This is a genomic window from Hymenobacter nivis (genome assembly GCF_003149515.1).
In the GTDB taxonomy this organism is placed as follows: domain Bacteria; phylum Bacteroidota; class Bacteroidia; order Cytophagales; family Hymenobacteraceae; genus Hymenobacter; species Hymenobacter nivis.
The window spans coordinates 1,511,875-1,523,899 of record NZ_CP029145.1 but is presented as its reverse complement, the minus strand read 5'-3'; the positions used below and the strand labels follow the sequence as shown (position 1 = coordinate 1,523,899).

General features: G+C 63.0%; 11 protein-coding genes. All 11 read left to right on the top strand.

Going from position 1 to position 12,025, the window contains the following annotated elements; translation table 11 throughout:
- Positions 1-144 precede the first annotated feature (144 nt).
- On the top strand, positions 145-432 hold the full coding sequence (locus DDQ68_RS24660) for an IS3 family transposase (protein ID WP_109655595.1): 288 nt from the start codon (positions 145-147) through the stop codon (positions 430-432).
- The gene (locus DDQ68_RS06620) at positions 351-638 is read left to right on the top strand and encodes a DDE-type integrase/transposase/recombinase (RefSeq protein WP_109655594.1); all 288 of its coding nucleotides are present in this window, start codon (positions 351-353) and stop codon (positions 636-638) included. Before DDQ68_RS24660 ends, DDQ68_RS06620 begins: the two co-directional genes overlap by 82 nt.
- A 63-nt stretch (positions 639-701) precedes the next feature.
- Positions 702-896 carry an integrase core domain-containing protein gene (locus DDQ68_RS24655; RefSeq protein WP_369076531.1) on the top strand — a complete coding sequence of 65 codons (195 nt, stop codon included), beginning with the start codon at positions 702-704 and terminating at the stop codon, positions 894-896.
- A 425-nt stretch (positions 897-1,321) separates the two neighbouring features.
- Positions 1,322-3,688, top strand: coding sequence for a glycoside hydrolase family 3 N-terminal domain-containing protein (locus DDQ68_RS06610; protein ID WP_245897351.1), 2,367 nt, complete (start codon positions 1,322-1,324; stop codon positions 3,686-3,688).
- A gap of 124 nt (positions 3,689-3,812) precedes the next feature.
- A complete protein-coding gene (locus DDQ68_RS06605; RefSeq protein WP_109655591.1) occupies positions 3,813-4,502 on the top strand; it encodes a winged helix-turn-helix domain-containing protein in 690 nt (229 codons plus the stop codon).
- A gap of 24 nt (positions 4,503-4,526) precedes the next feature.
- Positions 4,527-4,853, top strand: coding sequence for a transposase (locus tag DDQ68_RS24650; RefSeq protein ID WP_109658342.1), 327 nt, complete (start codon positions 4,527-4,529; stop codon positions 4,851-4,853).
- 190 nt (positions 4,854-5,043) lie between these two features.
- Positions 5,044-5,745 (top strand): TIGR04282 family arsenosugar biosynthesis glycosyltransferase, encoded by a 702-nt coding sequence (locus DDQ68_RS06595; RefSeq protein ID WP_162549901.1) that lies wholly within the window; start codon positions 5,044-5,046, stop codon positions 5,743-5,745.
- A 111-nt stretch (positions 5,746-5,856) separates the two neighbouring features.
- The gene (locus DDQ68_RS06590) at positions 5,857-8,880 is read left to right on the top strand and encodes a TonB-dependent receptor (protein WP_109655589.1); all 3,024 of its coding nucleotides are present in this window, start codon (positions 5,857-5,859) and stop codon (positions 8,878-8,880) included.
- Between the two features lie 154 nt (positions 8,881-9,034).
- Positions 9,035-10,255: an ABC transporter substrate-binding protein gene (locus DDQ68_RS06585; RefSeq protein ID WP_109655588.1), complete on the top strand. Its 1,221-nt coding sequence runs from the start codon at positions 9,035-9,037 to the stop codon at positions 10,253-10,255.
- 55 nt (positions 10,256-10,310) lie between these two features.
- Positions 10,311-11,153, top strand: a complete 843-nt coding sequence (locus tag DDQ68_RS06580) for an ABC transporter permease subunit (RefSeq protein WP_109655587.1) — start codon at positions 10,311-10,313, stop codon at positions 11,151-11,153.
- On the top strand, positions 11,143-11,904 hold the full coding sequence (locus DDQ68_RS06575; RefSeq protein WP_109658341.1) for an ABC transporter permease: 762 nt from the start codon (positions 11,143-11,145) through the stop codon (positions 11,902-11,904). Before DDQ68_RS06580 ends, DDQ68_RS06575 begins: the two co-directional genes overlap by 11 nt.
- The last annotated feature ends 121 nt before the right edge of the window (positions 11,905-12,025 follow it).

The following is a 12,025-nucleotide window of genomic DNA, read 5'->3' as shown; positions in this document are numbered from 1 at the left end:
CCAGTGTGGAGCTACATCATTGACGAGGGCACCGAAAAGTACGAGGCCGTTCTATTGCTTGATTAGCTTAGGTAGAAATGGAGTGAACAGACTCCTGAACGCGTAACGACCCTGTCCCACGTCTTTTAGTGCTCTCCAGCTCCGGTGGCCTCCTGGCAGGTGGCCGCGCAACACGTTTTTATCACTCATGCCCACCGCTATGGCCAGCGTCGACTGCGGGCCCCACTCCAGCGCGAAGGCCACGCGGTGGGTCGTTGCCGCCTGCGGAGACGGATGGTTACCAGCGGCTTGTGCACCCTCATCGCGCCACTACCCGTCCCCCACGCACGACCCAGGCAGCCCCGTAGGCTGTGGCTGCCGCCAACAAACTCGCCAGCTGGCCCGCGGCCACGGCCCCCAATCAACTTTGGGTCGGCGACAGCCCCTGCCTAGCCCTGGCAACGGGGCACTGGGCTTACCTGACCTACTGGCGTAACGCCTTTTCCCAGCGGGCGGTGGGTTGGCACGTGAGCGAGTCACTGCATACCGACCTGATGCTAAGCGCTTTTAATCGGGCTACTGCGGTCTGCCAGCCCCCGCCCGGCCTGCTCGTGCACGCCGACCGCAGCAGCCAGTACCCCAGCGAAGCCTTTACCTGACTACTCGGCCGCACCCAGGCCACTGCGAGCTTAGGTCGGCCCGGCAACCTGTATAATAACGCCTTGGTCGAGAGCGGCTGGAGCATCCTCAAAACCGAATTGCTGCCTCGCGGAGCCTGTTCTGTCGATCTAGAAGAAGCCCGCTTGGAACTGGCCGAGTATCTGGACCATTACTGCAATACCCAGCGGCTGCACTCCGCCCTGGGTTACTGTACCCCGCTCGAAATCGAACTCCAGTACCGTTTCAACCTACCTTAGCCCGGTGTCTGTTTGCACCCGACCACCTCAGGGTAACAAAAAGCTACGCAAGCAGACGGACCGCTACTTTCCAGCTTACTTAGCCAAGTAGTTGGGGTTGTGTTAGTCATTTCGTAAGCTACCTACTCGCCGACCAGCTATGCTCTTGGTAGCAGGTTTTCATGGTTTATTTAACGCCCTCGCACCTGTTTCCCTATCCGATGAAAAAACGTTTCCCCCGCTGGTCCCGACTACGTGAAATAGGGGCCATCGGCTTAGCTAGTTTCCTGTTTGGTATGACGACGGAAAAATCCGGTCCACCAGCCCGGACTTTTGCCGCTGAGCCCAGTATTGTCTACGTTAACAATTCCGCAGGGCCCACTCTGGGCTACTGTCCGGCATCGGGCGTGAAAATACTCGCAGCAGCGGGTCACTCATTCAAAGATTTGAATAAGAATGGACAGTTAGACAAATACGAGGATTGGCGTCTGCCGGTAGACGAACGGGCCCGCGACCTGGCGACGAAGCTATCCGTTCCGCAAATTGCCGGGCTGATGCTCTACAGCGCCCACCAGGCCATTCCGGCCGAGGCTGGTCCGTTTGCGGCGGGCACCTATCAAGGCAAGCTCTTTACCGACGGCGGCATCGACGCGGCCGAGGTGACCGACCAGCAGCGCGATTTTTTGCTCAAGGACAATCTGCGCCACGTGCTCATTACGCAGGTGCAGAGCCCGGCCATGGCGGCCCGCTGGAACAATAACGTGCAGGCACTGGTGGAAGGCAGCGCATTTGGTATTCCGGCCAACAACAGCTCCGACCCGCGCAACGGTACCAATTCGGGGGTGGAGTATACGGCCGGCGCGGGCGGGCAGATTTCGCAATGGCCCGACGAGCTGGGCCTGGCCGCCACCTTCGACCCGGCCATGGTGCAGCAGTTTGGCCACATCGCGGCCCAGGAGTACCGGGCCCTAGGCATCACGACGGCCCTCTCGCCCCAAATCGACCTGGGCACCGAGCCGCGCTGGTCGCGCATCTCGGACACTTTCGGCGAAGACCCGCAGCTGGGCGCTGCGATGGCGCGGGCTTACGTCGATGGCTTCCAGACCTCGGAGGGGTCGCAGGAACTAGCTGGTGGCTGGGGCTTTGGCAGCGTGAACGCCATGATGAAGCACTGGCCCGGCGGCGGCCCCGGGGAAAGCGGCCGCGACGCGCACTACGCCTACGGTAAATTCGCGGTGTACCCCGGCCACAATTTCGACGAGCACCTGGTGCCCTTCGTGGAAGGCGCGCTGAAGCTGCGCGGCAAAACCCGCATGGCCGCCGCCGTGATGCCCTACTACACCATCTCGTCGGGCATCGACAGCAAGAACAAGGAGCAGGTAGGCAACGGCTACAGCCAGTACCTCATCACCGACCTGCTGCGCGGCAAATACGGCTACGACGGAGTGGTGTGCACCGACTGGTCGGTGACGGCCAACGAGGGCGCGACGCCCGCGGTATTTGCCGGCAAGTCGTGGGGCATGGAGGGCAAGTCGGTGGCCGAGCGCCACTACAAGATTCTGGAGGCCGGCGCCGACCAGTTTGGGGGCAACAATGCCGCCGGGCCGGTGCTGGAAGCCTACGCCCTCGGGGTGCAGGCGCACGGCGAGGCGGCCATGCGGGCACGGTTCGAGCAGTCGGCGGTGCGGCTGCTGCGCAATATTTTCCGGGTGGGCCTCTTCGAGAACCCCTACCTCAGCCCCGAGAAGTCGCAGGAGCTCGTCGGCCAGGCCGACTACATGCGGGCGGGCTACGCAGCCCAGCAGCAGTCGGTGGTGGTGCTCAAAAACGCCGGCCAGGTGCTGCCCCTGCCGGCCAAGAAAACGGTGTACGTGCCCCAAAAATTCATTCCGGCCCGGCAGGGATTCGCTGGTCCGCCCAGCCCCGAGCACTACGAGGACGTGGCGAAGGCGGCCGTGCTGGCGCGCTATTTCACCGTGACCGAAGACCCGGCCAAGGCCGACTACGCGCTGGTATTCATTGGCAGCCCCAGCAGCGGGACGGGCTACGACGCGGCCGACGCGCAGCGCGGGGGTACCGGCTACGTGCCCATTAGCTTGCAGTACGGCCCCTACACCGCCACGGCCGCCCGCGCCCATAGCCTGATGGCCGGCGACCCCGCCGAGCCCACCGTAACCGACCGCACCTACCGCGGCAAAAGCGTGACGAGCAGCAACTGGCAGAACCTCAAAATGGTCGAGCAGACCTACGCCGCCATGAAGGGCAAGCCGGTTATCGTGGCGGTAGATGCCAGCAGGCCGTTCGTGCCCGCCGAGTTCGAGAAGTACGCCAACGGGCTGGTCGTCAGCTTCGGCGTGTCGCACCAGGCGGTGCTCGACGTGCTCACGGGCCTGGCTGAGCCCCGGGGCCTGCTGCCCGTGCAGCTGCCGGCCAACATGCAAACCGTGGAGCAGCAAAATGAGGACATTCCACACGACATGGAGTGCTATACCGACGCGGCCGGTCACACTTATGATTTTGGGTATGGCCTGAACTGGCAGGGCATCATCCACGACGCCCGCACCACCCGGTACGCCAACCGCGTGGCTAAGCCGCTTATCCACCTGACCGGCGCGACGGTGACCCTTGTCTGTCCGACACCGGGAGCCAAGGTGTACTATACCGTCTCGGGGGCCACCCCTACTTTCACAGCGGATAACGAGTACAAAAAGCCGTTTCGCTTGAAGCCTGGAGCGACCGTGAAAGCGCTAGCCAAAGTAGCGGGAGTAGACAACAGCAGCTTAGCCATCTACCCGGCGCTGGCTAGAAAGTAAGCAGGGGTTCTGCTAGTGAGATGGTCTAAAGATGACGGGCAGCAGAAGGACCTATAGTTCTTCTGTTATACTCGTCGCGAAGTAAGTTGCGACTGCGTTGCGGGCAAAGCACTAAACTTGTGTCATGAACGTGGAGTTGCCCGTTTCCGAGCGCCAGCACTTGCGCCAGTTGCAGAAGCAACGACGCGATGACGATGGGTACGTGAAGGTCACGGTCGTGCTGATGCTCGACGCGGGCCGGAGTCTGGCGACGGTGGCCCAGGATTTAGGCCTGGACGAGACGACGGTCTACCGCTACGTGCGGGCGTTTACCGACCTGGGGCTGGAGAAGTACCTGGCCCACGAGCAGCCGGGCTATTGGGGCCTGCTGACCAGCGCCCAACTCGCCCACCTCTGCCAGGAAGTCAACACGACGCTCTATACCGACTGTAAAGACTTGCAGGCCTGGCTATGGCGCACCTACCAGGGGGCTTACTCACGCTTGGGCCTGACGGATTTGCTGCACCGGCTGGGCTTTACCTATAAGCTCACCACCCCCGTGCCCTGCCAGGCCAATGCCGCAGCACAGGCCGATTTTCTGGACGAGTTGGCCGTGCTCGAAGCCCACGTCGAGCAGGGGGAGGCCGTACTGTATTACGCCGATGCCGCCCACCCGCCCCACAACACGCGCTGCACCCGCGCCTGGTGCGAGGTAGGCCAGGAGCGCCCGCTGCTCACCGTCAGCGGACGGGAACGGGTGAATCTGAACGCGGCCCTCAACGCCCACGACCCCACGCAGGTGCTGCTGGATGAAACTGGCTGCGTCAACGCCTAAAGCACGAGACGTTTATATGAGCAGCTGCTGGCCGTTCATCCCGATAAGGCCCGTGTCTACGTCATCTGTGACAACGCCCGCTACGACAAAAACAAGGAACTGCGGGCCTGGCTGGCCGACCAGCCCAGCTGCCAGGTCTTTCTGCCGCCTTATTCGCCTAAGCTGAATCTGATTGAGCGCTTCTGGAAATATCTGCGCCAGAAGATTATCAACCCCTCTTTCTACCGCACCAAAGGCCAGTTTCGCACGGCCGTGCTCAACTTCTTCGACCGACTCCCCGAGTTTGGGCCAGACCTTGCGTCCTTGCTAACCTGTAAATTTCATATTCTCGACGCGCAACCTACTTCGTGACAAGTATAACGGTGAGCTGCGGCGCAAGGCGGCCGTGGCAGACTGACCGCCTTGCCATGCGCACAGCAGCTGGTGGGCTAAAATGTCCGGCTGCTTCATCTGAAATAGAATTGCGGGCGTATATAGGGCGCTTCGGCAAATCCGGCTATTTACGCCAATACTTGCTGCGCCGACCTCCAACCCATCCGCTTTGCCTACGTCCCTGCCCGTCAGTACCGTCGCTCTCCTGCTGTTTACCCGCTCGGCGGGGCAGGACGCCACGCACAAACGGTTTAGCAGCCACGGCCCGCGCGGGGGTAATGCGGCCATCGCGGCCCAGCTCATCAGCCACGCCACGACCGTAGCCCGCCAGGTCGGCGTGAACTTTATCTGCGTCGACTCGTCCCGGCAGACCGGTAATACGTTTGGCGAGCGGCTGAGCGGGGCCATGCAGCAGGTCTTTGCCAGCGGCTACGAGCAACTGCTGGTTATCGGCAACGACTGCCCGCAACTCGATGCCGCCCGCTTGCGTCAGGCCATTGCGGCCCTGGCCCGGACGGGCGCGGTCCTCGGCCCCGCCACCGATGGCGGCGTGTACCTACTAGGCATAGCGCGGGCCCACTTCGAAGTCTGCGCCTGGGCCGCGCTGCCCTGGCAAACCGCTACGCTCGGCCGGGCGCTGACCCGCCAGCTGCGCGCCAGCGGGGCCGCCGTAGAGCAGCTGCCCGAGCTGGCCGACATTGACAACGAGCAGGACCTGGCCCACGCGCTGCGGCAGGTACTGCCCTGGGTGTTGCGCCGCACCCTGCGGCAACTGCGCCGCGGACCAGCGGCCGTGCCCGAAAACCCGGTTCCGGCCTGCGGCTCTGGCGCCGCCCCGGCCCAGCCGCATAGAGGCCCTCCGGCCCGCTGAAAAAAGTCTGGTGTGTTTGCCTGCCCGGCCGTGAGGTGCCGCTTCGTCGAAGCGTGCGCCCCAGCCGGGCAGGCAGGCGTATTCTTTTTTCAGCTTGCCTCACTTTTTCTCATGAAAAAGCTATTTACTCTTTTTGCTTTTTTTCTTCTGATTACCGGTTTTCAGCACCGCGCTTTCGCGCAGGTCGATTTGGTAGTGTCGGTGCAGGACAATGCCCGCAAGCCCGTGGTAGGCCTACCGGTGCACCTCGATAACGCCGCCATCGGCTTCAGCGCCGAGCAGCCCACCGATGCCCGGGGCAAGGTCCGCTTCCGGGGCCTGAGCACGGCTGGTAGCTACGCTGTGAGCACAACGGTGAGCGACAAGTACCAAGCCGTGCGCGAAGCCAACCTGGTGCTGCGCGCCAACTCCAGCCCCAGCGTAACGCTGGTGCTGCCCAACGTGAGCACCCAGGAACTGGCCGGTGTGGTGGTGCGCGCCCCCAACAACGCCACTACCATCAATACCCAGAACGCGGAGGTGTCGTCGGAGCTCTCGGCCCGTGAGCTACGTGAAATTCCGATTGAGGCCCGCGACATCACCCGCGCCCTCTATCGCCTGCCCAACGTGACGCTGGCCACCGGCTTCTTCTCCGAAGCCCCCAACGTGAGCATCAATGGGGCCAACGGTCTATACACCAACTACCTGATTGACGGCCTCGATAACAACGAGAATTTCCTTGGCGGGCAGCGCTTCGCTATTCCGGTGGGCTTTGTGCAGAACGTGAACGTGCTCACCAACAACTTCTCCACCGAGTTTGGCAACTCGGCCAACGGCATCGTGAACGTGACGACCAAGTCGGGCTCCAACAACCTTACGGCCGAAGTCTTCTACCTTACCCGCCCCGGCCCCAGCATCGACGGCAAGACAGATTTTGCCCAGCGCGACCTCTCGGGTAATCAGGTGAAAAGCGGCTTCCAGCGCCAGCAGTTCGGCTTTGGCGTGGGCGGGGCGCTGGTAAAGAACAAGACCTTTTACTACCTCAACGCGGAGCAGACCTTCGACCTGAAGGACAACGTGCTAACCTCGCCTGAACTAGGCATCAACGCCACCGTGCGCGGCCGCAACCAGTTCACCTACCTCTCGGGTAAGCTCGACCAGCGCTGGACCGAGCGGTTCCGCTCGTCGCTGCGGGCCAACGTGGGCATCGTGAACATCGAGCGCCAGGGCGGCGGGCTCGACGGTGGCATTGCCTTTCCTTCCAGCGGCAACAAGCAGGACCGCAACTCGGTGGAAATTGCCAGTCAGAACGTGTACGTGGGCCGCAACTTCACTTCGGAAACTGACGTGCAGTATGCCCGCTTTCGCTGGAACTACGCCCGCGCCCAGAACCCCAATAGCCCCGACGTGACCGTGCTCGATAACAACGGCGCGGCCGTGGCCTACCTCGGTCACCCCGGCTACCTCTTCGACTCGCACCAAAGCACCTGGCAGGCCCAGCAGAAATTCACGCTGCTGAAGGGGCGTAATACCTTCAAGGGCGGCTTCGGCATCATCAGCACCGAGCATCTGCTCTACGGCGGCGGCAACCCCAACGGCAGCTACACAGTGCAGCTCACGCCGGCGCAATTGGCCGCGCTCAGCGGCCGCAATCTCGGGCCGGGGCTGAGCATCAACGATATTCCCAGCAACGGGCAGGTGCTGAACTACAGCGTGGAGCTGCGCCCGGCCTCCTTCGGCACCACCCAGAACCTGTACAACATCTACCTCGAAGACCAGGTGGCCGTGACCGACCGCCTGAACGTGACCCTGGGCCTACGCTACGACTACGACAACCTCTCCAAGGGCGGGGCCGACCACGGCGACCGCAACAACCTCGCGCCCCGCGCCAACTTTAACCTCCAGCTGAGCGAGCGTAGCGCCCTGCGCGGGGGCTACGGCCTCTTCTACGACAAGATTCTGTACACCGTGTACAGCGACGCCCTGCAGCAGAACACCACCAGTGCCGACTACAAAACCCAGCTCCGCGAGCTGGTGCGCGTGGGCGCCCTGCCCGCCGGCACCAACGTCGACCAGATTACCTTCGACGGCAACTTGAGCGGCAGCGTCCCCAACGTGGCCTATCTGCAAGGCCCTTCGGGGGCCAGCCTGCAAAACCAGCGCGCCAGCGTGTCCAGCTATGAGCGCCGCATCCTGAACCCCAACGGCTACCAGAACCCCTACTCGCACCAGACTATGCTGGGCTACCAGTACCAGGTGAACCCCAAGACGCGCTTTTATGTCGACCTGATATATAACCGCTCCTACGACTTGTTCCGCCTGCGCAACGTAAATGCCGTGTCAGAATATTCGCAGACGGACCCCAATAATGTGGTAGTACGTACGCCGGCCCAGGCCAACGCCACCCGGCCGGTGCCCATTCTGGCCGACGGCAGCGCCATCATTGGCGGGCAGCGTGTGCCGGGCGTAGCTACCAACGTGGTCGAAACCGAGTCGGCGGGCCGCTCGCGCTATATGGCCGCCAGCTTCAACATTCAAAAAGATGCAGGGGATGACAAGTTTGGCTACCGCGTGGCCTACACGCTCTCGAACCTGAAAAACGATACCGAAGACGTGAACTTCCGCGCCGCCGATGCCAACAACTACGGCCCCGAGTTCGCCAACTCCATCAACGACCGTACGCACGTTATCAACGCCATCGGCAGCTACTATCCCATCCGGGCGCTGCGCTTCACGCTGGCGGCCCTGCTGCAAAGCGGCCAGCCCATCAACCGCGTCGCGGGCGGCTACCTCATCCCCGGCTCGAACCCCGCCGCTTACACCAACGACTTGAACGGCGACGGCAGCTCCTTCAGCACTGCCTACCTCGGCAATGCCGACCGCTACCCCGGCGAAGCACGCAACTCCGACCGCCTACCCTGGTCGAAGGCCTTTGACGTGGGCGCGCAGTACACCCTGCCCTTCGGCCAGGCCACCAGCCGCCTGGAATTGACCGCAGACATCTTCAACGTCCTCAACACCCAGAACCTGAGCGGCTACGCCAACAACGCCACCCAGAGCAACCAGATTCAGATCGGCGCGGCCGGCTCGGGCATCATCCGGCGCAACGCCAGCGCCCCGCGCCAGTTCCAGTTCGGCCTGCGCTACGCGCTGTAATTGAACGACAGAATTAGAACGTCATGCTGAGTGTAGTCGAAGCATCTCTATCACAGTAGTAATTCAATCGAAAGGAATTAGTTACGCGGTAGAGATGCTTCGACGGCGCGGACGCCAGATGAGTAGGGCGTTCCCTCAGGTTCACGTCTTCCCTATGAAAAAAACATTCCTGCTCCTGACAACTGCCGCCGCCCTGCTCGCCGGGTGCGGCTCCGCGTCGGACAAAGCGCATACCCCGCAGCAGACCCTGGCCCAAACCTGGCCACAAATCGAAGCCAAGGGCAAAAACCAGCCGGTGAGCATGCTAATGTGGATGGGCGATCCGCTCATTAATAAGTACATGAGCACCTACGTGAAGCCCGAGCTGAAGCGCCGCTACGGCATCGAGCTGCAAATTGCGGCCGCCCAGGGTGCGGGCCTGGCCCAGACGCTGGCTGCCGAGCAGCAGGCCGGCCAGCCCAGCGAGGCCGACGTGGTCTGGATTAATGGCGAGACGTTCTACCAGCTCCGGCAGGTGGATGCGCTGCTCGGGCCATTCGTCGACAAACTGCCCAACGCCAGGCTGCTCGACCTGCAAAACCCCTTCATCAACACCGATTTTCAGCAGCCGGTGGCGGGGATGGAGTGCCCGTGGGGCAACGTGCAGTTCACATTTATCTACGACTCGGCGCGGGTGGCGCAGCCGCCCCGCTCGTGGGCCGAGCTGCCAGCTTTTGTGAAGGCTCACCCCGGCCAGTTCACTATCCCGAACGAGTTTACGGGTATGACACTGCTGAAATCGTGGATGATGGCCTTGTCAGGCAACCCCAAGCTGTTTCAGGGCAAGTTTGATGAAGCTGTGTACAACAAGTGGTCGGGCGAGCTGTGGAAGCAGGTGAATGCCAGTCGGCCCTACTTCTGGAAGCAGGGCCAGACCTTCCCCGAGCAGCTCGCGCCGCTGCACCAGCTTTTTGCCAACGGCGAGGTAGCCTTTACCTTCTCCAACAACGACGCCGAGGTCGACAACAAGGTGAACCAGGGCGTTTTCCCGGCCACCGCCCGCGCCTATGTGCCCCGGCCCGGCACCATCCAGAACTCCCACTACCTAGGCATCGTGAAAGGGGCCCAGCACCCGGAAGCCGCCCTGCTGGCCGTTAATTTCCTGATTTCGCCCGAGGCCCAGCTCAAAAAAATGGACCCCAACGTGTGGGGTGACCACACCGTGCTGAACCTGGCTGCCCTGCCTGCCGCCCAGCGCCGGCAGTTCGAACAGCTGCCCTCCCGCCGCTACGCCCCCCGCCGCGCAGCCATCCAGGGCCTCGCCCTGATGGAGCCCGACCCAGAATACATGACCCGGCTATTCAAGGATTTCCGCACCCAGGTGATTGAGAAGTAGGGTACTTATCTGCCTTTGAACGTCATGCTCATCTGACGTTCTTTCATCAAAATCAATGAAATCCCGCAACTGGCTCCTGCTCTTCTACGCCCTGCTGGTGGCTGGCTTACCGTTGGCCGGGCTGGCGTATGCCCTGCTAGGTAGCGTGGGCATAGCGGGGCCGCTGGCCACGGGCTTCACCGGCCGCTACTGGCTGGCGCTGGGCACCGATACCGGGCTGCTGAAATCGGCCCTATTCAGCATGTGGGTGGCCGGAGCCTCGCTCACGCTGGCCGTGGCCCTGGCCCTGGCCCTGGTGCTGGGCGCGCAAGCCACGCTGCGCCGCCGGCCGTTTCCGACGCTGCTCTACGTGCCCTTGCTCATGCCCTCGCTGGTGATGGGCTTCTACCTGTTTCAGCTGCTGAGCCGGGCCGGCTGGCTCTCGCGCCTCAGTTTCGGCCTCGGGTTCACGTCGGGCGTCGAAGGCTTTCCGGAGCTGGTGCAGGATGCGGCGGGCGTGGGCATTATCGCGGCGCACGTATTGCTGGCTTTTCCCTTTCTCACACTGCTGTTTCAGGCCATCTACCAGGAAAGCCGGCTGGCCGACTACTACCAGCTGGCCCAGACGCTGGGAGCCCGCCCCGGCCAGTTCCGGTGGCGGGTGGCCGTGCCGGTGCTGCTGCGCCGGGCGGCCCCCACGCTGCTGCTCAGCGGTATCGCAACCCTGGGGGCCTACGATATTCCGCTGCTGCTGGGCCGGCCCTACCCACAGATGCTCTCGGTGTACATCGCCACCCGCCTGCAGCGCTTCGATTTGCGCGAGCTGCCGGCGGCCTACCTGGCGGGCTTCCTAGTGGCCGTAGGGCTGCTGGGCCTAATTCTGGTGCTCACCCGTCTTGCCCGCCGCCATGCGCTCTAAGCTCCTCACCACGGGGCTGGTGGTGCTGTTTGCATTACCGTTCGGGCTGCTGGCCTTGCTGGCAGTGGCCCCCGCGTGGCGCTTCCCGGCCGTACTGCCGGCTGTGTACTCGCTGCGGGCGTTGCGCGACCTGCTGGCCGCTGATAATGAGCTGCTGGCCGGGCTGGGCCGCAGCGTGCTGCTGGCCAGTGTAGTGGCCGTAACCGCTACGGCCAGCGGCTTCTGGCTGGCGCGGGCCATTACCCGCGCGGCCCGGCCGGGGCGCTGGGAAGCCCTTAGCTACTTACCCTACGCACTGCCGCCGGTGTTGCTGGCGGTGCTCATCCAGCCGTTTATCATCCGGCTGCACCTGTCCGGTTCGCTGGGTGGGGTACTGGGGCTACTACTCATTGCCGTGCCCTTCGCCACGCTGCTGCTACGCAGCTTCTGGACGCGGCAGGCCACCGAATACGAGCAGCTGGCCCGCACCTTGGGCTGCACGCCCCGGCAGGCGCTCTGGCAGGTGCTGCTGCCGCTGGCGGGGCCCCTGCTGCGCACGGCGCTGTTCCAGACTTTCCTGCTGGCTTGGTTCGATTTCGGCCTGACCAACCTGCTGAGCGTAGGCAAGGTGCGTACGCTCACCGTGCAGGTGTTTGCCTACGTGGGCGAGGCCAACGCCCAGCTGGCCGCCGTCGCTTCGCTGCTCCTGTTGCTGCCTCCGGTACTGCTGCTGTGGGTCAATAAAAGCGCCCTGCTGCGCAAGGCTGAATGAGAAGTTTTATCCGTATGTGTTGTGAAAACAGCCCCGCTCAAACTCAGCACGTCATGCTAAGCATTCTGCGCGTTAAGCAGAGACCGAAGCATCTCTACTGCTTCGTTGGAGTTAATTAGGT

What these genes read in the sequence shown, in the direction of transcription:
- DDQ68_RS06605 (WP_109655591.1), top strand. Translation starts at nt 3,813, where the DNA reads ATGAACGTGGAGTTGCCCGTTTCCGAGCGCCAGCACTTGCGCCAGTTG.
- DDQ68_RS06590 (WP_109655589.1), top strand. Translation starts at nt 5,857, where the DNA reads ATGAAAAAGCTATTTACTCTTTTTGCTTTTTTTCTTCTGATTACCGGT.
- DDQ68_RS06585 (WP_109655588.1), top strand. Translation starts at nt 9,035, where the DNA reads ATGAAAAAAACATTCCTGCTCCTGACAACTGCCGCCGCCCTGCTCGCC.
- DDQ68_RS06580 (WP_109655587.1), top strand. Translation starts at nt 10,311, where the DNA reads ATGAAATCCCGCAACTGGCTCCTGCTCTTCTACGCCCTGCTGGTGGCT.
- DDQ68_RS06575 (WP_109658341.1), top strand. Translation starts at nt 11,143, where the DNA reads ATGCGCTCTAAGCTCCTCACCACGGGGCTGGTGGTGCTGTTTGCATTA.